We start from the raw sequence: 24,268 nt of genomic DNA on the forward strand, positions 1-24,268 counted from the left end.
GGCAATGCCGCCACCCGGCACAACCGTTACTGAATCGGACTTAACGTAATTTCGACACGACGGTTCTGGGCTTTCCCTTCCGCCGTGCTGTTGCTGGCGATCGGATTTGCCGGACCCATGCCGCTGGTGCGGATGCGGTTGGCGGCAACGCCCTGGGTGATCAGTGCGCTGGCTACGCTGTCCGCACGCTGCTGTGACAGACGCATGTTCAGATCCTGGCCGCCGGTGCTGTCGGTATACCCGATCACATTGACGGCGGTTTTTTCGTATTCCTTCAGTACCATCGCCACGCCGGTCAACGTGTTGGCACCTGCCGGTTTCAGGGTCGCGCTGCTGCTGTCAAAGGTGACGTTATTCGGCATATTCAAAATGATGTTATCGCCACTTCGCGTCACGCTTACGCCGGTTCCCTGCATTTTGTCGCGCAGTTTTGCTTCCTGGACGTCCATGTAATAACCGACGCCGCCGCCGAGCGCTGCCCCTGCCGCGGCACCAATCAGTGCGCCTTTACCGCGATCCTTCTTCGACGAGGAGAGAGCGCCGATACCCGCGCCCACCAGCGATCCAATGCCTGCGCCAATGCCAGATTTACCCGCTTCGCGTTCGCCGGTGTAAGGGTTGGTTGTGCAGCCAGAAACCGCCAGGGCGCCGCTCACGATAGCGGCAATGACTAAAACACGTTTCTTCATCTTAATTCCTTAATGACATTCTTATTTTTTGCCACAGCGACCGTGGCGGTTGATTATGACGTGTGAAGATGAAGAAAATTCCAGGGATCTCTCTGAAATTTGTAAGTAACATTGAACGCCGTAATACATCATCTCATCTGCAGGAGCGCCTGGCTTGACGACGCATCATTCAGTGTTAACCGCCGCCCACTGGGGCCCCATTCTTGTCGAAACGGACGGAGAAAAGGTGCTCTCTTCCCGGGGCGCGCTGCCCACCTCGCATCCCAATTCGCTGCAAAGTGCGGTTCGCGATCAAGTGCACAGTCAAAGCCGGGTACGCTATCCGATGGTACGTAAAGGGTTTCTGGCTTCGCCGGAACAACCGCAGGGTGTGCGCGGGCAGGATGAGTATGTGCGCGTAAGCTGGGACGAGGCGCTGGCGTTGATTCATGCGCAGCATAAACGCATTCGCGATACGTATGGCCCCGCCTCCATTTTTGCCGGTTCTTACGGCTGGCGTTCCAACGGTGTTCTGCACAAGTCGGCGACGTTATTACAACGTTATATGGCGCTGGCGGGCGGCTATACCGGACATCTGGGCGACTATTCTACCGGCGCGGCGCAGGCCATCATGCCGTACGTGGTGGGCGGCAGCGAAGTCTATCAACAGCAAACCAGCTGGCCGGTGATTCTGGAACACAGCGAGGTGGTGGTGTTATGGAGCGCCAACCCGCTGAATACCCTGAAAATTGCCTGGAATGCGTCGGATGAACAAGGGATCCCTTACTTTGACGCGTTGCGTAATAGCGGGAAACGGCTGATCTGCATTGATCCCATGCGATCGGAAACCGTTGATTTCTTTGGCGACAAAATGGAATGGATTGCGCCGCACATGGGGACTGACGTGGCGCTGATGCTCGGCATCGCGCATACGCTGGTAGAACATGGCTGGCATGACGAGGCGTTTCTTGCCCGTTGCACCACGGGCTATGAGGTCTTTTCAGACTATCTGCTGGGCGTGAGCGACGGTATTGCCAAAACGGCAGAGTGGGCGGAGCCGATTTGCGGCGTTCCGGCGGCCAAAATCCGTGAACTGGCAGAATTGTTCCATAAAAATACTACGATGTTGATGGCCGGTTGGGGCATGCAACGCCAGCAGTTTGGCGAACAAAAGCACTGGATGATTGTCACCCTGTCCGCCATGCTGGGGCAGCCTGGTATACCTGGCGGTGGTTTTGGCCTTTCGTATCATTTTGCCAATGGCGGAAACCCGACACGCCGTTCTGCGGTGCTGGCGTCAATGCAGGGCAGCCTGCAAGGCGGGACCGACGCGGTGGAGAAAATTCCGGTAGCGCGCATTGTGGAAGCACTGGAAAACCCCGGCGCGCCGTATCAGCATAACGGGATGAACCGTCATTTCCCGGATATCCGCTTTATCTGGTGGGCGGGCGGGGCGAATTTTACCCATCACCAGGACACCAACCGACTGATTCGCGCCTGGCAAAAACCGGAGCTGGTGGTAATTTCCGAATGCTTCTGGACCGCGGCGGCGAAGCATGCCGATATTGTGCTGCCTGCGACGACTTCCTTTGAGCGTAACGATCTCACCATGACCGGGGATTACAGTAACCAGCATCTGGTGCCCATGAAGCAGGTCGTGCCGCCGCAGTACGAAGCGCGCAATGATTTCGATGTTTTTGCCGCGCTGAGCGAACGCTGGGAGCAGGGCGGTTATCAACGCTTTACCGAAGGGAAGAGCGAACTGGAATGGCTGGAGACGTTTTATACGATTGCCGGGCAGCGCGGGGCCAGCCAGCAGGTGACGCTGCCGCCGTTTGCCGAATTCTGGGAAGCGAATCAATTGATTGAAATGCCGGAAAATCCGGCCAATGCGCAGTTTATCCGCTTTGCGGATTTTCGTCGTGACCCGGACGCGCATCCGCTGAAAACCGACAGCGGTAAGATCGAGATTTACTCACAGCGAATTGCCGGTTACGGCTATGCAGATTGCCCCGGACACCCGATGTGGCTGGAACCGGATGAGTGGCACGGCAACGCCGAACCGGAGCAACTACAGATTGTGTCGGCGCACCCGGCGCATCGTCTGCACAGCCAGCTTAACTACAGTCACCTGCGTGAACGGTATGCGGTGGCAGATCGTGAGCCGGTGACGATTCACCCGCAAGATGCTCAGGCGCGCGGCATCCGTGAGGGTGATGTGGTACGCATCTGGAATCACCGTGGTCAGATCCTTGCAGGCGCCGTGGTCACTGACGGTATCAAACCAGGCGTTATCTGCATTCATGAAGGGGCATGGCCGGATCTCGACCTTGCTGCCGGGGGCATCTGTAAAAACGGCGCGGTGAATGTGCTGACCAAAGACCTGCCCAGTTCGCGTCTGGGGAACGGCTGCGCGGGCAATACCGCGCTGGCGTGGCTGGAGAAATACAGCGGGCCAGCACTCACGCTTACGGCGTTTACTCCGCCCGCCAGCCCATAATCCAGGTGGGATGCTGGGTATCTTCCTGCCATGCGCTGTCTTCGATACGAAAGCCCAGCGCGTGGTAGAAATTCACCGCGTTCTGGTTTTTTTGGTATACCTCGAGGCTCAGCACGTCAAAACACTGCTGAACATGCTGTACCAGCGCTTTCCCTATCCCGCTACGTAACGCATCCGGGGCGACAAACAACGCCCCTAAAAAACGCCCGTCCATGACGCTCACAAACCCTTTCAGCGCCTCGTCTTCCTCCCAGACCCAGGTTCTGGCGGCGGGCAGGTAAACATCGCGCACCACTGCCTCGCTCTCATGCCAGTAGCGTTCTGCGATAAAAGGATGCGCATAGATGGTGCTTTCCAACCACAACGCCAGCAATGGCGTCATGTCAGCACTATGAAACTCGCGAATCATGTTTATCTCCTGGATGACAGAAACAGCCGGTGATGTGGTCATTGACCAGTCCGCAGGCCTGCATGAAGGAGTAGCAAATAGTGGTGCCGACGAACTTGAATCCCCGTTTTTTTAACGCTTTCGACAGGGCGTCGGAGGCGGGCGTGGAGGTCGGGATTTCGCCCAACGCGGCGGCGCGGGTGATTTGTGGCTGGTTATCCACGAATGACCAGACGAAGTCGGCAAACGGTTCGCCGTTTTGCTCCATCGCCAGGTATGCCCGGGCATTGCCGATGATGGCCTGAATTTTCCCCCGATGGCGGATGATCCCGGCATCAAGCAGCAGTCTTTCCACATCGTCTTCCTGCATGGCTGCCACGCGGATGGGATCGAACTGGTGGAAGTTAGTGCGATAATTCTCGCGTTTCTTGAGGACGGTGATCCACGAAAGGCCAGCTTGTTGGCCTTCCAGACAGATCATTTCGAACAGTTTTTTACCGTCGTGCTCGGGTACGCCCCATTCGTTATCATGATAGGCAATATAAAGGGGGTCCTGACTGACCCAACCGCAACGTTCCATACTTCCCTCGCTCTTTGACTTGCCATAAAAATATCGTTCCGGGTGCCTTGACGCTCCCGCGAAAAAGACAATATTTAATACAGGGCTTTCGCCTGTCATCCTTAATTACAATGACAATAATATCGCCGATTTCGGCTCTCTTCTGGAGTCGCATTGATGATGATAAAAAAATGCAGTGGTCGCCGGGAAATTATTCTCCTGGCGAGCGTCGTAGTTTGTTCGCTTTACATCAACACAGCCCGTGCCTGGCAGCAAGAATATATCGTTGATAATACGCCTGGATATACGACTGAACGCTATACATGGGACAGCGATCACCAACCGCGCTATGACGACATTCTGGCGGAACGTATCCGGACGACACAAACTGTGCCGGGTCTGGCGGTGAATCTTGAGCAAGCTTCACCCACGGAGGCCACCAGCGGCATGAGTATGGGCTGGAATTTTCCCGTCTCTGGCGACATCACGACCGGACCGGTGGCGGCATTACATTACGATGGCACCACGCCCGCTATTTATAACGAATTTGGCGATAGCGTGGTCAGCCAGTCGCCCGACCCGTTATGGCATGCCAGCGTCAGTACGCTGGGCTGGCGGGTGAATTCTCAGTTTGGCGATCTGCGACCGTGGGCGCAAATCAGCTATAACCAGCAGTTTGGCGAAAATATCTGGAAGGCGCAGTCGGGGCTCAGTCGAATGACGGCGACCACTCAGGACAATAACTGGCTGGACGTGACGGTAGGCGCAGATATGCTGCTCAATCAGCACATGGCGGCTTATGCTGCGCTCTCGCAGGCGGAAAATACCACCAACAGTACCAACTACCTCTACACAATGGGAGTAAGTGCCAGGTTTTAACCTGCAATTTACAATTTAAACGCAGTGATAACAGTGTTTGTGGCGATAGTATGCACTAACTGACCGGGAAAAAATTCATTCAATGAATTTTTGTCTCGTCATTCATTCCGCATTCCAGGCATTTCATTCCGTTCTGATGGCACTTCATGCCGTTTTTTCCCTGCATAAAATGCATTTCGTTATGGTTGTTGGCAGAGAATTTATCCCTTTTGCTTATGCAGGAAGACTGCCATGAAAACCGCATCGTATCAGCGCACCCGTTGGTTGACCCTTATCGGTACCATCATTACGCAATTCGCCTTAGGTTCTGTGTATACCTGGAGCCTGTTTAATGGCGTGCTTTCAGAAAAACTGGGTGAACCCGTCAGCCAGGTGGCTTTTTCCTTCGGCCTGTTGAGCTTAGGTCTGGCGATCTCCTCTTCTGTCGCCGGGAAGTTACAGGAACGTTTTGGCGTGAAGCGCGTCACCATGGCGTCCGGTATTCTGCTCGGGCTGGGTTTCTTCCTGACCGCGCACTCCAGTAACCTGATGATGCTGTGGCTGAGCGCAGGCGTGCTGGTAGGCCTGGCCGATGGCGCGGGCTATCTGTTAACACTGTCCAACTGCGTGAAGTGGTTCCCGGAGCGTAAAGGGCTAATTTCTGCCTTTGCCATTGGTTCTTATGGTCTGGGAAGCCTGGGTTTCAAATTTATCGACAGCCAACTTCTGGCAACCGTTGGTCTGGAAAACACCTTTGTGATTTGGGGCGCGATTGTGCTGGTGATGATTGTCTTCGGCTCTACGCTAATGAAAGATGCGCCGAATCAGGAGGTCAAAACGCAAAATGGTGTTGTAGAAAACGACTACACCCTGGCACAATCTATGCGTAAACCGCAGTACTGGATGCTGGCGGTGATGTTCCTGACGGCGTGCATGAGCGGACTGTATGTGATTGGCGTGGCGAAAGATATCGCTCAGGGGCTGGCGCATATGGACGTGGCGTCGGCGGCCAATGCGGTGACGGTGATTTCTATTGCTAACCTCTCCGGCCGTCTGGTGCTGGGGATCCTGTCCGATAAAATTGCCCGTATCCGTGTGATCACCATTGGTCAGGTGGTGTCGCTGGTGGGGATGGCCGCTCTGCTGTTTGCGCCGCTGAATGCGCTGACTTTCTTTGCTGCCATTGCCTGCATCGCCTTTAACTTTGGCGGGACGATCACCGTCTTCCCGTCACTGGTCAGCGAGTTCTTCGGTCTGAACAATCTGGCGAAAAATTATGGTGTGATTTATCTCGGCTTTGGGATTGGCAGCATCTGCGGTTCGATTATCGCGTCGCTGTTCGGTGGGTTCTACGTGACTTTCTGTGTCATCTTTGCATTGTTGATTCTCTCGCTGGCGCTCTCCACCACCATTCGTCAGCCAAAACGCGAGGTGCTGGAAATGGCACACGCCTGATATCCCGTAAGATTTTCTACAGGCCAGCCGATGAGCTGGCCTTTTTTTGTTATATCTGCTGTGAATAGTCTGCTTTCAAACTTGATTTTTTGTAAATATCTCTTTCGATCACATTCTCTGTTGCCACTTTCTTTGCTGCTTGTGGTCTACTTAGCCGCGCGTGTCGATTTTACTATTTGACTACCTTCGCAATTTCACCTGCCCGGCGGATGTCGCCGTTGCGCAGGCTGTGTTAACCCCTCGATTTCCAGGGCTTGCTTGCATGAGATACATTACGTCGATGTCGCAGCAAAAGCTGAGTTTTTTGCTCGCGATCTATATCGGTCTGTTTATGAATGGCGCGGTTTACCTCCGTCGGTTTGACGGTTACGCGCAAGACTTTACCCTCTGGAATGGAATCTCCGCGGTGGTTGAACTGGCTGGCACTGTGCTGGCAACGTTCTTCTTTTTACGACTCCTGTCACTGATGGGCAGGACGGTGTGGCGTGTTCTGGCTTCGTTGCTGGTGCTGATTTCAGCGGGCGCAAGTTATTACATGACCTTTATGAACGTGATGATCGGTTACGGCATCGTTGCCTCGGTCATGACCACGGATATCGATCTCTCCAAAGAGGTGGTCGGCTGGACGTTTGTCCTCTGGCTGGTGGCGGTGAGTTTTCTCCCGCTGATCTTCATCTGGTTTAACCGCTCGACGGATACCTTCTGGCGTCAGCTCTGCACGCCAAAAGTGCGCTGGCGCAGCGCGCTGATTGTGCTGATGGCGGGGCTGCTAGTCTGGGTGCCAATTCGTCTTCTGGAGATGCATCAGAAGCGTGCCGATCGTATTGCCGGTGTCGATATGCCGAGTTACGGCGGCGTACTGGCGAACTCTTATCTGCCGTCAAACTGGCTGTCTGCACTGGGCCTGTATGCCTGGGCGCAGGTGGATGAATCATCGGATAACAAATCGCTCATCAACCCGGCGAAGAAATTCACCTATACCCCGACACAGAACCTGGATGACACTTACGTGATTTTCATTATTGGTGAAACTACACGCTGGGATCATATGGGAATGTTGGGCTATGAACGCGACACCACGCCGAAGCTTGCCAAAGAGAAGAACGTCGTGATGTATCGTGGTTATTCCTGCGATACCGCGACGAAACTGTCGCTGCGCTGTATGTTCGTTCGTCAGGGTGGGGCCGAAGATAACCCACAGCGTACGCTGAAAGAGCAAAACGTCTTTGCGGTGCTCAAGCAGTTAGGCTTTAGTTCCGATCTCTACGCGATGCAGAGTGAGATGTGGTTTTACAGCAACACGATGGCCGACAACATTGCCTATCGCGAACAAATTGCTGCTGAGCCACGTAACCGGGGTAAAGCCGTGGATGACATGCTGCTGGTCAATGAGGTTGATCGTTCGCTGCAGGAAAACCCGCAGGGTAAGCATCTGATTGTGCTGCACACTAAGGGCTCTCACTACAACTACACTCAGCGTTATCCGCGCGAGTTCGCTCAGTGGAAGCCGGAATGTTACGCTATCGATCGTAAGTGCCCAAAAGACCTGATGATTAATTCATACGATAACTCGATTACCTACGTCGATCATTTTATCGACACGGTGATTGATCAGGTACGCGATAAGAAAGCGATTGTGTTCTACGCTGCCGACCACGGTGAGTCAATCAATGAGCGCGAGCACCTGCACGGTACGCCACGTAAGATGGCGCCGCCGGAGCAGTTCCGCGTGCCGATGATGGTCTGGATGTCTGATAAATACCTGGAGAACCCGACCAACGCCCAGGTGTTCGCGCACCTGAAGAAGGAAGCGGAAATGAAGGTGCCGCGCCGTCATGTGGAGCTGTACGACACCATCATGGGTTGTCTCGGTTATACCTCGCCGAATGGCGGAATTAATGAGAACAACAACTGGTGTCATATCCCTGACGGACAGAAAAACGTCGCGCAGTAAGCGGGCTGACGACTTTCTCGCCGATCAAAGGGCATTTTGATACTAAGGGATTGACGGGGACGCACCTGCGCAGTAAGATGCGCCCCGCATTCGGTGATTGGCGCAGCCTGGTAGCGCACTTCGTTCGGGACGAAGGGGTCGGAGGTTCGAATCCTCTATCACCGACCAAATTCAAAACCCTGCTCAACGAGCAGGGTTTTTTGCTTTTGTAGGCCTGATAAGCGAAGCGCCATCAGGCATTCGGTGCACACTGCCTGATGGCGGCATTCGCCTTATCCCGCCTACGAAATCGCATCATCAGGTAAATATCCATTCTTGCGGAACATCAACAAAAAAGTGCGCATCACTTCTCACTATTTGTTAACGGTTTTGTGACATATTCCATTGTCTTTTTTTATCTATGCATGAATCTTTTTTTGCGTTACTTATGGCTGGCGCTAGCATTTTCCGCTGTGCGTTTTAACGTTCGTGGGATTTATCGCTCAGATATGCAGCATTTCGTCAGAAATTTTTCATATTCTGCACGATTGTTAATCACCAAATGTTGCGAAATATTAAGGTGTTTATTCTGGTGTTCTGGGCGTAGCATAAATTTCTCTGCTGAAAATACCCGCCTGAAGTTTTTTTAATCTTTGTTTGCGAATTCTCACCGTTGTTGTAAATCATGGATACCTGTATTGACGTTTTCACATTCTGTTGACAGATTGTAGGGCATGAGGGGCATTTCATGGAGAATCCGCGCTGCTACTCAGTCGTTTATGTGAACGGAATCCCCACCTCTTAACGCCGACCCAGCCGGTTAAAAAACAAAAAAGGCCAGGCGGTGCAAACCCACTGCAAAGGGTAAAACAACAACATCACATTTGGAGCAGAAGAATGAGTATTTCCTTGAAGAAGTCAGGGATGCTGAAGCTTGGTCTGAGCCTTGTGGCTATGACTGTCGCAGCAAGTGTACAAGCTAAAACTCTGGTTTATTGTTCAGAAGGTTCACCTGAAGGGTTCAACCCGCAGCTGTTTACCTCTGGCACAACCTATGACGCCAGCTCAGTACCTATCTATAACCGTCTGGTTGAATTCAAAACCGGCACCACGGAAGTTATTCCGGGCCTCGCTGAAAAGTGGGAAATCAGTGAAGACGGTAAAACATACACCTTCCACCTGCGTCAGGGCGTGAAGTGGCAGGACAATAAAGAGTTCAAACCGACGCGTGATTTCAACGCCGATGACGTGGTGTTCTCTTTCGATCGTCAGAAAAACGCACAGAACCCGTACCACAAAGTCTCTGGCGGCAGCTATGAATACTTTGAAGGCATGGGCCTGCAAGACCTGATCAGTGAAGTGAAGAAAGTGGACGATAACACCGTTCAGTTCGTGCTGACGCGTCCTGAAGCGCCGTTCCTCGCTGACCTGGCGATGGACTTTGCCTCTATTCTTTCTAAAGAATATGCCGACAATATGATGAAAGCTGGCTCGCCGGAAAAAGTGGACCTGAACCCAATCGGTACCGGTCCGTTCCAGCTGCAGCAGTACCAGAAAGACTCCCGTATTCTCTACAAAGCGTTTGAAGGTTACTGGGGCACTAAGCCGCAGATCGACCGTCTGGTCTTCTCTATTACGCCTGACGCTTCCGTGCGTTACGCCAAACTGCAGAAGAACGAATGCCAGGTGATGCCGTACCCGAACCCGGCTGACATCGCGCGCATGAAGCAGGATAAAAACATCAACCTGCTGGAGCAGGCGGGTCTGAACGTCGGCTATCTCTCTTTCAATACCGAGAAGAAACCGTTTGATGACGTCAAAGTACGTCAGGCGCTGACCTACGCAGTGAACAAAGACGCGATCATCAAAGCCGTTTATCAGGGTGCTGGCGTTGCGGCGAAGAACCTGATCCCGCCAACCATGTGGGGCTATAACGACGACGTTAAAGACTACACCTACGATCCTGAGAAAGCGAAAGCCCTGCTGAAAGAAGCCGGTCAGGATAAAGGCTTTACCGTTGAACTGTGGGCAATGCCAGTACAGCGTCCGTACAACCCGAACGCTCGCCGTATGGCTGAGATGGTTCAGGCCGACTGGGCGAAGATTGGCGTTCAGGCCAAGATTGTGACCTACGAGTGGGGCGAGTATCTGAAGCGCGCCAAAGCGGGTGAGCATCAGGCGGTAATGATGGGCTGGACCGGCGACAATGGGGATCCGGATAACTTCTTCGCGACCCTGTTCAGCTGCGCGGCGGCGAAAGACGGTTCCAACTACTCTCGCTGGTGCTACAAGCCGTTTGAAGATCTGATTCAACCGGCGCGTGCGACCGACGACCACAACAAGCGTATTGAACTCTACAAACAGGCTCAGGTCGTGATGCACGATCAGGCTCCGGCGCTGATCGTGGCTCACTCCACCGTGTACGAGCCAGTGCGTAAAGAAGTCAAAGGCTATGTGGTTGATCCGTTAGGTAAACACCACTTCGAAAACGTCTCTATCGAATAATAAAAGCAACGCCAGGTAAGCGCTACGCACCGTTAAGTCGGTACGTGTAGCGCCACCCGGCAGTAATGCTTTATCCCCTTCTCATTGAGGAGGGGATAAGATTTGTGAGCAATACAGACTCACGGTTCCAGGCCGTGCGTCATTAGAGAGAATCCGGGTTATGTTGCAGTTCATTCTCCGACGTTTGGGACTCGTCATCCCCACGTTTATCGGTATCACTCTTCTCACCTTTGCTTTTGTCCATATGATCCCCGGCGATCCGGTGATGATCATGGCAGGTGAGCGTGGTATCTCCCCTGAGCGTCATGCTCAACTGTTGGCTGAACTCGGTCTCGATAAGCCGATGTGGCAGCAGTACCTCCATTACATCTGGGGGGTTATGCATGGTGATTTAGGCATCTCGCTGAAAAGCCGTTTACCGGTGTGGGACGAGTTCGTGCCTCGCTTTAAAGCGACGCTGGAACTGGGTGTCTGCGCCATGATTTTCGCTACCGCCGTGGGGATTCCCGTGGGCGTGCTGGCCGCCGTTAAGCGCGGTTCCATTTTCGATCATACTGCTGTTGGCCTGGCGCTGACCGGTTATTCCATGCCGATCTTCTGGTGGGGCATGATGCTGATCATGCTGGTCTCCGTGCAGCTCAACCTGACCCCCGTCTCCGGGCGCGTGAGCGACATGGTGTTCCTTGATGACTCGAACCCGTTGACCGGTTTTATGCTGATCGACACCGCAATCTGGGGTGAAGAGGGCAACTTTATTGATGCTGTGGTGCATATGATCCTGCCCGCGATGGTGCTTGGCACCATCCCTCTGGCAGTGATTGTGCGAATGACTCGTTCATCAATGCTGGAAGTGCTGGGCGAAGATTACATCCGTACCGCGCGTGCCAAAGGGTTGACGCGTATGCGCGTCATCATTATTCACGCGTTGCGTAACGCCATGCTGCCGGTGGTGACCGTGATTGGTCTACAGGTGGGAACGCTGCTGGCGGGCGCCATTCTGACCGAAACCATTTTCTCGTGGCCTGGCCTTGGGCGCTGGCTGATTGATGCGCTGCAACGTCGCGATTATCCGGTTGTGCAGGGTGGGGTGTTACTGGTGGCGACGATGATTATTCTCGTCAACCTGCTGGTCGACCTGCTGTACGGCGTGGTGAACCCGCGTATTCGTCATAAGAAGTAAGGGGCCATCATGTCACAGGTTACTGAAAATAAAGTTATTGCTGCGCCGGTGCCGATGACGCCGATGCAGGAGTTCTGGCACTATTTTAAACGCAACAAGGGCGCTGTGGTGGGGCTGGTGTACGTCGCGATCATGATCCTGATTGCGGTATTCGCCAACTTCCTGGCGCCGTATAACCCGGCTGACCAGTTCCGCGATACCCTGCTGGCGCCGCCGGCCTGGCAGGAAGGCGGCACGCTGGCGCATCTGCTGGGAACTGACGACGTGGGCCGCGATATCCTGTCGCGCCTGATGTATGGCGCGCGTCTGTCGCTGCTGGTGGGCTGCCTGGTGGTGGTACTGTCGCTGGTGATGGGCGTCGTGCTGGGCCTTGTGGCCGGATACTTCGGTGGCATCGTTGATAACATCATTATGCGTATCGTCGATATCATGCTGGCACTGCCGAGCCTGCTGCTCGCGCTGGTGCTGGTGGCGGTCTTCGGTCCCTCGATTGGTAACGCCGCGCTGGCACTGACGTTCGTGGCGCTGCCTCACTATGTGCGACTGACGCGCGCCGCTGTGCTGGTGGAGGTTAACCGCGACTACGTGACCGCTTCCCGCGTGGCGGGGGCCGGCGCGATGCGCCAGATGTTCATCAACATCTTCCCGAACTGCCTTGCGCCGCTGATCGTTCAGGCGTCGCTCGGTTTCTCTAACGCCATTCTCGATATGGCCGCGCTTGGCTTCCTGGGCATGGGTGCGCAACCGCCAACACCGGAGTGGGGCACCATGCTCGCTGATGTGTTGCAGTTTGCACAAAGCGCCTGGTGGGTCGTGACCTTCCCGGGTCTGGCGATCCTGCTGACGGTGCTGGCATTTAACCTGATGGGTGACGGTCTGCGTGACGCGCTTGATCCCAAACTGAAGCAGTAAGAGGTTCGAGATGGCGTTATTAAATGTAGATAAATTATCGGTGCATTTCGGCGATGTTGGTTCCGAATTTCGCGCCGTAGACCGCATCAGCTACAGTGTGAATCAGGGCGAAGTGGTTGGTATTGTCGGTGAGTCAGGCTCAGGAAAATCGGTCAGTTCGCTGGCGATTATGGGGCTGATTGATTATCCAGGCCGCGTGATGGCGGAAAATCTGATCTTCAATGGTCAGGATCTGAAGCGTATTTCTGAGAAAGAGCGCCGTAATCTGGTTGGCGCCGAAGTGGCGATGATTTTCCAGGACCCGATGACCAGCCTGAATCCGTGCTACACCGTCGGTTTCCAGATTATGGAAGCGATCAAGGTGCATCAGGGTGGTAACAAGCAAACCCGTCGTCAGCGGGCGATTGACCTACTGAACCAGGTGGGGATCCCCGATCCGGCCTCGCGTCTGGACGTGTATCCGCATCAGCTTTCCGGTGGGATGAGCCAGCGCGTGATGATCGCGATGGCAATTGCCTGTCGACCGAAGCTGTTGATTGCCGATGAACCGACGACGGCGCTGGACGTGACCATCCAGGCGCAAATCATCGAGCTGCTGCTGGAACTGCAGCAGAAAGAGAACATGGCGTTGGTGCTCATCACTCATGACCTGGCGCTGGTGGCGGAAGCCGCGCACAAAATCATTGTCATGTACGCCGGCCAGGTGGTGGAAACGGGGGCGGCGCACGATATTTTCCGCGCGCCGCGTCATCCTTACACCCAGGCGTTGCTGCGCGCGTTGCCGGAGTTTGCTCAGGATAAAGCGCGACTGGCCTCACTGTCTGGCGTGGTGCCGGGGAAATATGACCGCCCGTTGGGCTGTCTGCTGAACCCGCGTTGCCCCTATGCAACGGACAAATGCCGCAGTGAAGAACCTGAACTGGCCCTGCTGGATGGCGGTCGTCAGTCGAAATGTCATTACCCACTCGATGATGCCGGGAGGCCCACACTATGAGTACGCATGAGGCCACCTCGCAACAACCGCTGTTGCAGGCGATCGACCTGAAAAAACACTACCCGGTGAAGAAGGGAATTTTCTCCCCTGAACGTCTGGTGAAAGCGCTCGATGGGGTCTCTTTTACCCTTGAACGCGGCAAAACGCTGGCGGTAGTGGGCGAATCCGGCTGCGGGAAATCCACGCTTGGCCGTCTGCTGACGATGATTGAAACGCCGACCGGCGGTGAACTGTATTACCAGGGACAGGATCTGCTTAAGCACGATCCGCATGCGCAGAAACTGCGTCGGCAGAAAATCCAGATTGTGTTCCAGAACCCGTATGGTTCACTGAATCCGCGTAAGAAAGTGGGTCAGATTCTGGAAGAGCCGCTGCTGATCAACACTTCGCTGAGCAAAGAGCAGCGCCGTGAAAAAGCGCTGGCGATGATGGCGAAAGTGGGGCTGAAAACCGAGCATTACGATCGCTATCCGCACATGTTCTCCGGCGGTCAGCGCCAGCGTATCGCCATTGCCCGTGGGCTGATGCTCGATCCGGATGTGGTGATTGCCGATGAACCGGTCTCTGCGCTCGATGTTTCTGTCCGTGCGCAGGTGCTGAACCTGATGATGGATTTGCAGCAGGAACTGGGGCTGTCCTACGTCTTTATCTCCCACGACCTGTCGGTCGTCGAACACATTGCGGATGAAGTGATGGTAATGTACTTAGGCCGTTGTGTGGAGAAGGGGACGAAGGATCAGATCTTCAATAACCCGCGTCACCCGTATACCCAGGCACTGCTCTCCGCCACGCCGCGTCTGAATCCGGACGAGCGCCGTGAGCGCATCAAACTGACCGGCGAGCTGCCCAGCCCGCTGAATCCGCCGCCGGGTTGCGCCTTCAACGCCCGCTGCCGTCGTCGCTTCGGCCCCTGCACCCAGTTGCAGCCGCAGTTGAAAGACTACGACGGTCAACTGGTCGCCTGTTTTGCGGTTGACCAGGATGAGAACCCGCAGAAGACAGCGATCTGACAAAAGTGCCTGATGGCGGCTTCGCCTTACCTGACCTACGGTGATTTGTAGGCCAGGTAAGGCATTTACTCGATCAGCTTCAGTAGCGGCGACAAACAGAGCAAAACGCCGTACAGCAAAATCAGCCAGCTTTTCAGGCCGCGCAGTTTTTCCAACTGGCTGACTTTATAAATCAGGAAGAACGGAATCAGGCAGGAGACGATCCCGTACAGCGGGCTGCCGAGCTGGAAGAACACCAGCACGGAGACACGGAACGAAACCCAAATCACCAGCGTGGTGACGATAAACGCGCAAATACCCAGCGTAATGATGCGCGGAGGAATATTTCCGACGTTAACGATGCGCCCCAGCACATTCAAAATGATGCCCTTCATCGCCTCGTGGAACCCCAGATAGATCCCAAAGAACGCCGTCAGCACCGCAAAGATATTCAGCACCGTCGAGGTGATGTGGATAATCGGGCCTGGAATAACCTGTGCGGCTAACGCCAGCGCCGAAATGTTTTGCTCAAAGGCGGAGACCGCCTCCTCGTGGGTGATGGAGAAGGTAAACGAGAAGGAGAAAAACAGGATCACCGCAATGAGCGTGATATAGCTGATACGGTGCGTACGAATCGCCATACGGGTTGCCAGGAGTCTGTCCGCTTCACGTTTGCGATAGGCAATATTCATCGGATTAAGAACCTGAATGAAGACTGCCGAAAAGAAGCAGAACGGAATGGTGAGCAACACGTCGCGAAAGAACACCGAAGCTTGCGGGAAAGCGGTGATATTGCTCAGGTTCCAGTGTGGTATCATCGCCAGTCCAAACACCACGATGATACCGACTTTCACTACCACCATTGGGCCGGAGATTTTAAAAAGCAACTTCTCGCCGCCGGAGGCGATCGCCACCAGCACCGCAAAAATTGCCACCTTGTAGAGCAATGACTGCGAAAGGTCGGCGTCAGTCAGACCGAAGGTGCGAATGTACGACGCGCTGTCGAACACCACGGAAAGCGAGTAAATAAATATGCCGTGGATAATCATCAGGAAGTAGATCACGCCAAGGAAGACGCCCCAGTTTTTCCCCAGGTAATGGCTGATGACATCGGTATAGTCGTTACAGGTTTCGCTCTCGGAGAGCGTTTTCAGGTAGATATCCTGCACGATCCAGGTGGCCGGATAGGCAATCAAAGAGGCAGTAATAAAGACCCAAATGCCTTTTAACCCAATCTGCACCGGCATTAATACCGTTCCTGCGCCAATCGCCATGCCGATGCACAGCAACACCCAGCCAAAATCGTAGCGGGTAAACGGTAAACTCTGCGACGCCGGTTTGCCGGATACGCGGTGATCGGAAAGTGGTGATGTGTCGTGCTGCATGGAGTCCCCTGCCAAAAAGAGCCGTCACGGCTTGATGACCGCGAGGGGACGCAATTCTACAGAAGAGTGTAGGTCTCTGCCAGTTGGCTGATTGCGAGGCGTCGCGCAAAGCGAAAGCATGTTGGATGTCGGGCCTGGCGGGTTATCGTAGAATCGGCGGTAAGCCGGTGCTTCCCGGTGAGGCGCAGCGTTGCGGGGGCTTGATCCCTGGCGGCGTGAGTTGCTGGAAAGAGAAAACCCCCGCACGTTGTCTGGTATAAACCTGGCAACTAAACGGGGGCTTACCTTGCACCTCAACGATAGCCGCGAACGGTTGCCATTGCAACACAGGCGGCGATATGGCGTTGACTCAGCCAGGCATGGCTTTCTGGCATGATTTATACCCGTCATACTTCAAGTTGCAGGTGCGTTAGCTGCGCTCGCTCACCCCAGTCACTTACTAGAGAAAGCTCCTGGGGATTCACTCCCTTGCCGCCTTCCTGCAACTCGAATTATTTAGGGTATAGCGGCTCCAGCCATTGCCGGTATCATTGCGGGTATGGTTGTGAACTGGCTACGTAGCAGGAAGTAATGCGCTGATGGGCGTCTGCCTGCCGCAGTGGCAACATGCGCCCGAACCAGGCCGCAAGGGCGATCCTTGCGGCCTTTTTCGTTATTGCGGATATGGCACCCAGTCGCCGCCATTCAGACGGACGTACGGTTTGTCCTGATACTGGATAACCACCGCGTTGGCGTTTTCCGAGACCACAGCCGTTTGTGGCAGGTTGCTGGTGAGTTTTGCCCAGTCCACGCTGTCTTCGGAGAAGATCTTACCGTCAAGCACGCGTACCACCAGATCAGAAATGGCCAGATAGCTACTTGGCTGATTAATGACGATCGGCGCACCCTGATGCGGCGCTTTCATGCCGAAGAATTTCACGCCAGCCGGGACGTTGGTGATCGAGGGGCTCGGAATATCACGCAGGCCAGAGACCTGCATTCTGTCGCCTTTCAGCGCGCCGCCGTGTTCCGGTACGACAACCACCATGACCTTACGACCCGATTTCTCCAGCTCGGTGAAGAACGCATCCAGTTCATCAAAGAATTTCTGTGCGCGCGCTTTGTAATCCGCCGTTTTACTGACGCCGGGATAGTGGTTACCGTCGTGGAGCGGCAGGGTGTTGTAGAAAGTGGCGCTACGGGAGTCCTTATCTTTTTCCGTGGTTTCCATCCAGCGCTGTAGCACGGCGGTGTCGTCATACACCGGGGAACCATCAAAGCCCAGCAGCGGCGCAGGTAAGCCTTTCTGATCCATCAGTTCAGCCTGCATGCCGCCATTTTCACGAACCTCTTTCAGGAAGCCGCCGAATTCGCCGTTATGGCCCATCATCAGGTGCTGCGTGAAGCCCAGTTTTGACAGGTTATCAAACAGATAGCATTCATTGCCTGCGGGTTGATACAGGTTCGTGTGCGAGGGCTGTCCGCAGCTGGCGCGTAGCAGGCGAATCGCCGCCGGGCCGCTGTACGACGTGGCGGAATTGAAGTGTTTAAACTGGATATCAAAGTGCGACCACAGCGGGTGCGACATCAGCCCTGCGGCTTCAATATCGGACCAGGAGAGTGAGCAGATATTGATGACTAACAGTTCAAACGGCTGCGCATCGGCAGGGAGCGCTGATGGGAAAGGCGTTTTGCGCTTCGCTTCCGCATTGTAGAACGTATTCAACCATGCGTTGAGATTCGCCGAGGTCGGCGGTGCGGTTTGTGCCGGGATATCACCAACGACCGGTGCTCCTCCAGCGGTCGCGACCGTTTCTGCTGCCGTACCGCCCGTGGTGGTCACCGTGGTCGTCGGTTGACCCGCCGGCCACAAAGAGAAACTCGGACCCGCCAGCGTCAGGACGTTAAGCCAGACCAGAATCGCCACCACGAAGGCGGTAACCCGAATCCATTGTGACAAAAACAGCCACGCGACCAGCAGGACAAACATGGCGCCAATCATCTGCCAGTTGATAAAGCGCGTGGCAAGATCGAGTAAATAGTCCGTGCTAAAGCCTGCCACCTGCGAGCCCTGGCTCATAATACTTTCCGGGCCTGGCAGCCAGGTGTCGTGCCAGAACAGAGCAAAACCGATCGGAATGGCGACCCAGTGACGCATGCGATGCAGGCTGTAACGCGGAATCGGCATCAGCAGGAAGGCCATAAAGACCAGATTCAGCAGCGGGTGAAAATTCAGATAGCCCGCCCAGAGCAGGCCGAACTTGACCAGAAAATAGAAGTTCCAGCCAGAAAGACCGCGCCAGTATTGCCAGAGAGGTGAAGGCAGTGATGCGTTTTGTGTTTGTTGAGTCATTTTTTCGTTGCCCTGGAAATCACCGTGCGGCGCAATGTTCCGGCCGGTTTAACATAACGAGGTTTTGCAAATAACAGCCGGGTCGTATTGCTGATCCGGCGCAGTGAATGGCGCGCCAGATACCCCAGCGGGAAGAAAATCAGTGCACAAACAACGATGATTTGCAGGATATCGCTGATAGTCATCATGATGAGTGCTCCGTTTCATCGTCCAGTAAGCGTAGCGGTTGTGGAATACGCCGCCACGTCTTGCCGTCATGCTCGGCATTGATGACGGGTTTCACGTTTTGGGTCAGCGGCAACGGTTGTCCCCACTGTTCTGGCGCCAGTAAGCGCATCTGCACCAGCTCAGCGCTGATGAGATTATCTTCAAACCAGACCATGCGGTTAGAGAAGAGATCGCCGGTCGGGAGTGGGAAGATATGATTGAGCGCGGTATCGAGATCGTTCACGCGGCAAAACGACAAGAACAGCACCAGGCGGTTGCCGCCAATAGTGACGATATCGCCGGTACGGTGCGGGCGACACATCGTTAAGGCTTGTTCAACGCGGATACCCGGAACGGGCCGCAGCGCCACCATCACCCCTTTCCCGTCGGCAGGCAGCAGGGTGTTGCTCATCATGTTATTTACCGCTTCACAGAACACGTCCCATTTCTGGAAACCGCGCAGTTTCATCGGCTGGGTCATCGACAGCAGCGTCGTGATATCTTCCGGCACGTAGCGACTAAATTGCTGACCCTGAACGCTTTCAATCAGCGTCAGACAACGCGAGAGTGGCGCGTTCCACGGAATCACCATATTGGCACCGCAGCCTAAGAGCAGTCGTTCGTCGGTGGCGCGCAGGCTGGCGATGTTTTCCCGCACAAGGATTTTCAGCGCGCTTCCGCGTTGGCGACGCAGAGTATGGATGCTCCGTGCCAGGGGCTCAATCTGGCTGTTTTGCTGAAGCGAAAAGATCAACGTTGCCGCCTGTGCGCTACGCGCCTCATTGAATAAAGCTTCATTATTATCGAATAATTTCCAGTGCTCGGAGAGTGGCGGCGCCCCTTCCAGCACGGCGACATTACTCAGGATCTGCTTTTCATCGCTACGGGGCTGGATTTCAGCCTCTTCTTTTTGCACCAGTTCCCACTGCCCTTCATGATGGCGGACGGTGAGTTGCTGACGAGCGCTAACCCCTTTTTCATTACACCAGAAGGCAATATCAAACAAATGCTGATCGCCCTGATAGCGCATACTGGCGAGGCCATAAAGCGAGCGATATTCCCCCATTAAAAGAGAGAATTGTTTATCGTTATTATTGCCGGGGTTAAGCACCACTACAGAACAGTGATGGAGACGCGTCCATTTATTCATTTTATCCAGCCACAGACGCAAACGTTCAGCTGGTATATTTTGCCAGCCGTTATTTGCGCAAATAAGAATGAATAAGTAATGCGTCGGGTCCACGGAACACAGCAAATCGCGGGTCATAAATTGTAGACCCTTTTCCGAATTTGGCATGGAAAATAACTGAATTTTTTCCGGACCGTGAGATTCATCTAATTTGAATATCTTACCGGGATCGCTGCCCATGGAAATGCCCGCGACTTTTGCCGTCCCGGTCTGAAAGGCAATCGTTTGATTCGCCAGGCTGATAGCGTCTTCAACGCGATCGGTGTTAACCCACCAGACTCCGCCGGCTGGCATATGGCGTAGTTCATCCCATAATGATGAGATGCCAATTGAAAATACAGGGTCCACAGCGTTCCTCGGGTCGCTATTTTATCTGTTTATCAGTTTACTAGCGAAAGCTCAGAAATAAACCTAACATTGAAATTAAAACGTATCAGATTTAGCATGTGAATCGATTTGGCGAGCAAGAAGCCTTGTAACATCGGCCTTTCCGATTCCATGACGCGTATTTTCACGAAACAACAAGACAGAAAATGAGCAACATCTGGCCTTGCCGAATTTCGGTGAGAACGAAGCGGAATGCGAAAAGAAAAAATGTTTGAAGCATGGCGAGTCTATTCAAAGGGATAAAACAAAATGTCTGACAACGAACCCGGCACGCAAACTGATTCAACATTGGGCTATACCTTTCAAAACGACTTCCTGGCATTAAGCCAGGCTTTTTCATTGCCAGAATTTGATTACACTGATATTTCCCAGCGTGAACAGCTCGCCGCCGCGATTAAACGCTGGCCGCTGTTGGCTGAATTTGCGCAACAACAATAAGGAAGCCGTGGATGGCCATTCTGGGACTTCAGGGCATACGAGGCGGAGTGGGCACGACGTCGATCGCGGCTGCACTGGCCTGGTCATTGCAATTATTAGGGGAAAACGTCCTGGTTGTGGATACCAGCCCCGATAATTTGTTGCGCCTGTCATTCAACGTCGATTTTTCTCATCGCGACGGCTGGGCCAGAGCGATACTTGATGGTCGTGACTGGCAGGAAGGCGGGATGCGTTATACCTCGCAGCTTGATTTGCTGCCGTTTGGTCAACTGACGGCGCAGGAGCGGGAATATCCTGACCGCTGGCTGGAACGACTGGGCGGCATCGCGGCGGGCATCCGTGCGCTGAAAGAGAGTGGGCGTTACTCATGGATTTTACTGGATCTGCCGCCGGGTTCCGCGCCGTTAACCCGACAACTGGTCAATGAGTGCGACCACACGCTGGCGATTGTCAAAGCCGACACCAACTGCCATGTCCGTTTGCATCAGCAATCGCTGCCGGCGGGCGCGCATATTTTAATTAACGACTTACGTGTTGGCAGCCAGTTGCAGGACGATCTCTACCAGGTCTGGCTACAGAGTCAGCGTCGTCTGCTGCCGATGGTGATTCACCGCGATGAAGCGATGGCTGAGTGCATGGCGGCCAAACAGCCGTTGGGGGAATACCGCAGTGACTCACTGGCCGCAGAAGAAGTGCTGACGCTGGCAAACTGGTGTTTATTACATTACGCAGGTCAAAAAACTCCTGTCGGGAGCGCATCATGAGTGTCCTGTCCCGGTGGTTGCTTATTCCGCCGGTGAGCGCCCGCTTAAGCGAGCGCTATCAGGGTTATCGTCGTCATGGCGCGTCGCCTTTCAGCGCGGCGCTGGGTTGCCTGTGGGTGATTCTCGCATGGGTCTTCATCCCGCTGGAGCACCCGCGCTGGCAGCGTATCCGTGCCGAGCGTAAAGTGCTCTATCCTCATATCAACGCCGCGCGCCCGCGCCCGTTAGATCCTGCCCGTTATGCCATTCAGACCCTCTGGCTGATGGCGACCTCGCCGCGTCAGGAGACGACGCAGCCTCGCTGGCAAACCTTCTCCCGTCTGCAAGGCGTCAGAGGGCGTTATCACCAGTGGATGGATGCGCTACCGGGACGCGTGACGCAAAACACCACGCACCTGGATAAACAAAAAGAGCTTGGTCACCTGAGCTCTGGCGCGCGTCGCTTTATCATCGGGATTATTGTCACTTTTTCGTTGATTCTGGCGCTGATATGCGTGACCCAGCCGTTTAACCCGCTGGCGCAATTCATCTTCCTGATACTGCTGTGGGGCGTTGCGCTGATCGTGCGCCGCATGCCGGGGCGCTTCTCCGCGCTGATGCTGATTGTGCTGTCGCTGACGGTATCGTGCCGCTATATCTGGTGGCGCTATACCTCCACGCTGAACTGGGACGATCCGGTGAGTCTGGTCTGCGGGCTGATCCTGCTGTTTGCCGAAACCTATGCGTGGATTGTGCTGGTGCTGGGTTACTTCCAGGTCGTCTGGCCGCTGAACCGCCAGCCGGTGCCGCTGCCAAAAGATATGTCGCAGTGGCCGTCGGTCGATATCTTTGTGCCGACTTACAACGAAGATCTGCACGTAGTGAAGAACACCATTTACGCGTCGCTGGGTATCGACTGGCCGAAAGATAAGCTCAATATCTGGATCCTCGACGATGGCGGACGTGAAGAGTTCCGCCAGTTCGCCCAGACCGTGGGGGTGAAATATATCGCCCGCACCACCCATGAGCACGCCAAAGCCGGGAACATTAACAATGCACTGAAATACGCCAAAGGCGAGTTCGTTTCGATCTTTGACTGCGACCACGTGCCGACGCGTTCGTTCCTGCAAATGACGATGGGATGGTTCCTGAAAGACAAGAAGCTGGCGATGATGCAGACGCCGCACCACTTCTTCTCCCCGGACCCGTTTGAACGTAACCTCGGGCGTTTTCGCAAGACGCCAAACGAAGGCACGCTGTTTTACGGTCTGGTACAGGACGGTAATGACATGTGGGATGCCACCTTCTTCTGCGGTTCTTGTGCGGTGATTCGCCGTAAACCGCTCGATGAAATTGGTGGTATTGCCGTTGAGACGGTGACTGAGGATGCGCATACGTCGCTGCGTCTGCACCGTCGCGGTTATACCTCCGCGTACATGCGCATTCCGCAGGCGGCAGGGCTGGCGACCGAAAGCTTATCTGCTCACATCGGTCAGCGCATTCGCTGGGCGCGCGGAATGGTACAGATTTTCCGACTCGATAACCCCTTGACCGGCAAGGGGCTGAAGTTCGCTCAGCGATTATGTTACGTCAATGCCATGTTCCACTTCCTGTCAGGTGTTCCACGGCTGATCTTCCTGACCGCCCCGCTGGCGTTCCTGCTACTGCATGCTTACATCATCTATGCGCCCGCGCTGATGATTGCGCTGTTCGTCCTGCCGCACATGGTTCATGCCAGCCTGACCAACTCGAAGATTCAGGGCAAGTACCGCCACTCCTTCTGGAGTGAGATCTACGAAACGGTGCTGGCCTGATACATTGCGCCGCCGACGCTGGTGGCGCTGATTAACCCGCACAAAGGGAAGTTTAACGTCACTGCAAAGGGCGGACTGGTAGAAGAAGAGTATGTCGACTGGGTGATTTCCCGTCCGTACATCTACCTGGTACTGCTTAACCTGTTCGGTGTGGCGGTCGGCGTCTGGCGTTACTTCTACGGGCCGGAAAACGAAATGCTGACTGTTATCGTCAGCCTGGTGTGGGTGTTCTACAACCTGATTATCCTCGGCGGCGCGGTGGCGGTATCGGTTGAAAGTAAACAGGTTCGCCGCTCACACCGTGTTGAAATTTCTATGCCAGCGGCGATTGCCCGTGAGGACGGACATCTGTTCTCGTGCACCGTCCATGATTTCTCCGACGGCGGTCTGGGGATCAAGATCAACGGTCAGGCCCAGGTGCTGGAAGGGCAGAAGGTGAATTTACTGCTCAAACGCGGCCAGCAGGAATATGTCTTCCCGACACAGGTAGCGCGCGTTTGGGGTGAACAGGTGGGGCTGCAACTGATGCCGCTGACCACCAAACAGCATATCGATTTTGTGCAGTGTACGTTTGCCCGTGCTGATACATGGGCGCTCTGGCAGGACAGCTATCCGGAAGATAAGCCGCTGGAAAGCCTGTTGGATATTCTGAAGCTGGGTTTCCGTGGCTATCGCCATCTTGCGGAATTCTCCCCATCTTCCGTGAAAATAGTTTTCCGGTCTCTGACTTCTCTGGTTTCCTGGGTTGTGTCGTTCATTCCACGCCGTCCGGAGCAGGACGAGGTGGCGGTGCAACAGCCGGATCAGGTTATGGCTCAACAATGATGATAAC

General features: G+C 54.6%; 18 protein-coding genes, 1 tRNA gene and 2 pseudogenes. 14 read left to right on the plus strand and 7 right to left on the minus strand.

Annotation, left to right across the window (positions count from 1 at the left end):
- Positions 1-26: 26 nt before the first annotated feature.
- Positions 27-689 carry an OmpA family lipoprotein gene (locus OGW13_RS03185; RefSeq protein ID WP_042998563.1) on the minus strand — a complete coding sequence of 221 codons (663 nt, stop codon included), beginning with the start codon at positions 687-689 and terminating at the stop codon, positions 27-29.
- A 154-nt stretch (positions 690-843) separates the two neighbouring features.
- Here OGW13_RS03185 and OGW13_RS03190 point away from each other — a divergent pair, with 154 nt between their 5' ends.
- Positions 844-3,168, plus strand: a complete 2,325-nt coding sequence (locus OGW13_RS03190; RefSeq protein ID WP_287115625.1) for a molybdopterin guanine dinucleotide-containing S/N-oxide reductase — start codon at positions 844-846, stop codon at positions 3,166-3,168.
- On the opposite strand, the gene OGW13_RS03195 is transcribed toward OGW13_RS03190, so the two are convergent.
- Together OGW13_RS03195 and tag are read right to left on the minus strand one after the other, a co-directional pair.
- Complete coding sequence (locus tag OGW13_RS03195) at positions 3,146-3,577, minus strand: N-acetyltransferase (protein ID WP_042998562.1); 432 nt, start codon at positions 3,575-3,577, stop codon at positions 3,146-3,148. The two genes, OGW13_RS03190 and OGW13_RS03195, sit on opposite strands and share 23 nt — an antisense overlap.
- Positions 3,558-4,136, minus strand: a complete 579-nt coding sequence (gene tag, locus OGW13_RS03200; protein ID WP_042998561.1) for a DNA-3-methyladenine glycosylase I — start codon at positions 4,134-4,136, stop codon at positions 3,558-3,560. The genes OGW13_RS03195 and tag overlap by 20 nt, the downstream gene beginning before the upstream one ends.
- 156 nt (positions 4,137-4,292) lie before the next feature.
- Between tag and OGW13_RS03205 the strand changes: the two genes are divergently transcribed.
- The 9 genes from OGW13_RS03205 (at position 4,293) to dppF (ending at position 14,962) form a co-directional block, all read left to right on the plus strand.
- Positions 4,293-4,994, plus strand: coding sequence for an autotransporter outer membrane beta-barrel domain-containing protein (locus tag OGW13_RS03205; RefSeq protein WP_044327184.1), 702 nt, complete (start codon positions 4,293-4,295; stop codon positions 4,992-4,994).
- A gap of 231 nt (positions 4,995-5,225) precedes the next feature.
- Positions 5,226-6,428: an L-lactate MFS transporter gene (locus OGW13_RS03210; RefSeq protein ID WP_044253750.1), complete on the plus strand. Its 1,203-nt coding sequence runs from the start codon at positions 5,226-5,228 to the stop codon at positions 6,426-6,428.
- Between the two features lie 262 nt (positions 6,429-6,690).
- Positions 6,691-8,382 (plus strand): kdo(2)-lipid A phosphoethanolamine 7''-transferase, encoded by a 1,692-nt coding sequence (gene eptB, locus OGW13_RS03215; RefSeq protein WP_287115628.1) that lies wholly within the window; start codon positions 6,691-6,693, stop codon positions 8,380-8,382.
- Between the two features lie 91 nt (positions 8,383-8,473).
- A tRNA-Pro gene (locus OGW13_RS03220) sits at positions 8,474-8,550 on the plus strand.
- Positions 8,551-9,258: 708 nt separating this feature from the next.
- The gene (dppA, locus tag OGW13_RS03225; RefSeq protein WP_044253744.1) at positions 9,259-10,866 is read left to right on the plus strand and encodes a dipeptide ABC transporter periplasmic-binding protein DppA; all 1,608 of its coding nucleotides are present in this window, start codon (positions 9,259-9,261) and stop codon (positions 10,864-10,866) included.
- Between the two features lie 160 nt (positions 10,867-11,026).
- Positions 11,027-12,046: a dipeptide ABC transporter permease DppB gene (gene dppB / locus OGW13_RS03230; protein WP_042998556.1), complete on the plus strand. Its 1,020-nt coding sequence runs from the start codon at positions 11,027-11,029 to the stop codon at positions 12,044-12,046.
- Between the two features lie 9 nt (positions 12,047-12,055).
- Entirely contained in the window at positions 12,056-12,958 is a 903-nt protein-coding gene (gene dppC / locus OGW13_RS03235) for a dipeptide ABC transporter permease DppC (RefSeq protein ID WP_042998555.1), read from the plus strand.
- A 10-nt stretch (positions 12,959-12,968) separates the two neighbouring features.
- Complete coding sequence (gene dppD, locus OGW13_RS03240; protein WP_044267240.1) at positions 12,969-13,952, plus strand: dipeptide ABC transporter ATP-binding protein; 984 nt, start codon at positions 12,969-12,971, stop codon at positions 13,950-13,952.
- The gene (gene dppF / locus OGW13_RS03245) at positions 13,949-14,962 is read left to right on the plus strand and encodes a dipeptide ABC transporter ATP-binding subunit DppF (protein WP_042998553.1); all 1,014 of its coding nucleotides are present in this window, start codon (positions 13,949-13,951) and stop codon (positions 14,960-14,962) included. Before dppD ends, dppF begins: the two co-directional genes overlap by 4 nt.
- A gap of 65 nt (positions 14,963-15,027) precedes the next feature.
- Here dppF and OGW13_RS03250 read toward each other — a convergent pair whose 3' ends face one another.
- Positions 15,028-16,326, minus strand: coding sequence for an SLC5/6 family protein (locus OGW13_RS03250; protein ID WP_287115629.1), 1,299 nt, complete (start codon positions 16,324-16,326; stop codon positions 15,028-15,030).
- Positions 16,327-16,828: 502 nt separating this feature from the next.
- On the opposite strand from OGW13_RS03250, the pseudogene OGW13_RS03255 reads away from it, so the two are divergent.
- Positions 16,829-16,897: pseudogene (locus OGW13_RS03255) on the plus strand (type I toxin-antitoxin system toxin Ldr family protein); the annotation flags it as partial.
- Positions 16,898-16,978: 81 nt separating this feature from the next.
- On the opposite strand, the gene bcsG reads toward OGW13_RS03255, so the two are convergent.
- Genes bcsG through bcsE form a run of 3 tightly spaced genes read right to left on the minus strand, consistent with a single transcriptional unit; the run spans position 16,979 to position 20,402 of the window.
- Entirely contained in the window at positions 16,979-18,658 is a 1,680-nt protein-coding gene (bcsG, locus tag OGW13_RS03260) for a cellulose biosynthesis protein BcsG (protein ID WP_044253740.1), read from the minus strand.
- Positions 18,655-18,846, minus strand: a complete 192-nt coding sequence (gene bcsF / locus OGW13_RS03265; RefSeq protein ID WP_042323160.1) for a cellulose biosynthesis protein BcsF — start codon at positions 18,844-18,846, stop codon at positions 18,655-18,657. Before bcsF ends, bcsG begins: the two co-directional genes overlap by 4 nt.
- Entirely contained in the window at positions 18,843-20,402 is a 1,560-nt protein-coding gene (gene bcsE, locus OGW13_RS03270; RefSeq protein WP_287115632.1) for a cellulose biosynthesis c-di-GMP-binding protein BcsE, read from the minus strand. Before bcsE ends, bcsF begins: the two co-directional genes overlap by 4 nt.
- Before the next feature lie 288 nt (positions 20,403-20,690).
- Here bcsE and bcsR point away from each other — a divergent pair, with 288 nt between their 5' ends.
- The 3 genes and pseudogenes from bcsR to bcsA all read left to right on the plus strand — a co-directional run bounded on the left by bcsR (position 20,691) and on the right by bcsA (position 24,261).
- Positions 20,691-20,879, plus strand: coding sequence for a cellulose biosynthesis protein BcsR (gene bcsR, locus OGW13_RS03275; RefSeq protein ID WP_042323607.1), 189 nt, complete (start codon positions 20,691-20,693; stop codon positions 20,877-20,879).
- A gap of 11 nt (positions 20,880-20,890) precedes the next feature.
- Positions 20,891-21,643, plus strand: coding sequence for a cellulose biosynthesis protein BcsQ (gene bcsQ, locus OGW13_RS03280; RefSeq protein ID WP_044267245.1), 753 nt, complete (start codon positions 20,891-20,893; stop codon positions 21,641-21,643).
- Positions 21,640-24,261: pseudogene (gene bcsA, locus OGW13_RS03285) on the plus strand (UDP-forming cellulose synthase catalytic subunit). Before bcsQ ends, bcsA begins: the two are co-directional and overlap by 4 nt.
- The last annotated feature ends 7 nt before the right edge of the window (positions 24,262-24,268 follow it).

This window comes from Citrobacter sp. Ca225, from assembly GCF_030337175.1.
Lineage (GTDB): Bacteria > Pseudomonadota > Gammaproteobacteria > Enterobacterales > Enterobacteriaceae > Citrobacter_A > Citrobacter_A amalonaticus.

What these genes read in the sequence shown, in the direction of transcription:
- dppF (WP_042998553.1), top strand. Translation starts at nt 13,949, where the DNA reads ATGAGTACGCATGAGGCCACCTCGCAACAACCGCTGTTGCAGGCGATC.
- bcsR (WP_042323607.1), top strand. Translation starts at nt 20,691, where the DNA reads ATGTCTGACAACGAACCCGGCACGCAAACTGATTCAACATTGGGCTAT.
- OGW13_RS03210 (WP_044253750.1), top strand. Translation starts at nt 5,226, where the DNA reads ATGAAAACCGCATCGTATCAGCGCACCCGTTGGTTGACCCTTATCGGT.
- bcsF (WP_042323160.1), bottom strand. Translation starts at nt 18,846, where the DNA reads ATGATGACTATCAGCGATATCCTGCAAATCATCGTTGTTTGTGCACTG.
- dppD (WP_044267240.1), top strand. Translation starts at nt 12,969, where the DNA reads ATGGCGTTATTAAATGTAGATAAATTATCGGTGCATTTCGGCGATGTT.
- bcsQ (WP_044267245.1), top strand. Translation starts at nt 20,891, where the DNA reads ATGGCCATTCTGGGACTTCAGGGCATACGAGGCGGAGTGGGCACGACG.
- OGW13_RS03250 (WP_287115629.1), bottom strand. Translation starts at nt 16,326, where the DNA reads ATGCAGCACGACACATCACCACTTTCCGATCACCGCGTATCCGGCAAA.
- bcsG (WP_044253740.1), bottom strand. Translation starts at nt 18,658, where the DNA reads ATGACTCAACAAACACAAAACGCATCACTGCCTTCACCTCTCTGGCAA.
- dppB (WP_042998556.1), top strand. Translation starts at nt 11,027, where the DNA reads ATGTTGCAGTTCATTCTCCGACGTTTGGGACTCGTCATCCCCACGTTT.
- eptB (WP_287115628.1), top strand. Translation starts at nt 6,691, where the DNA reads ATGAGATACATTACGTCGATGTCGCAGCAAAAGCTGAGTTTTTTGCTC.
- tag (WP_042998561.1), bottom strand. Translation starts at nt 4,136, where the DNA reads ATGGAACGTTGCGGTTGGGTCAGTCAGGACCCCCTTTATATTGCCTAT.
- OGW13_RS03185 (WP_042998563.1), bottom strand. Translation starts at nt 689, where the DNA reads ATGAAGAAACGTGTTTTAGTCATTGCCGCTATCGTGAGCGGCGCCCTG.
- dppC (WP_042998555.1), top strand. Translation starts at nt 12,056, where the DNA reads ATGTCACAGGTTACTGAAAATAAAGTTATTGCTGCGCCGGTGCCGATG.
- dppA (WP_044253744.1), top strand. Translation starts at nt 9,259, where the DNA reads ATGAGTATTTCCTTGAAGAAGTCAGGGATGCTGAAGCTTGGTCTGAGC.
- OGW13_RS03205 (WP_044327184.1), top strand. Translation starts at nt 4,293, where the DNA reads ATGATGATAAAAAAATGCAGTGGTCGCCGGGAAATTATTCTCCTGGCG.
- OGW13_RS03195 (WP_042998562.1), bottom strand. Translation starts at nt 3,577, where the DNA reads ATGATTCGCGAGTTTCATAGTGCTGACATGACGCCATTGCTGGCGTTG.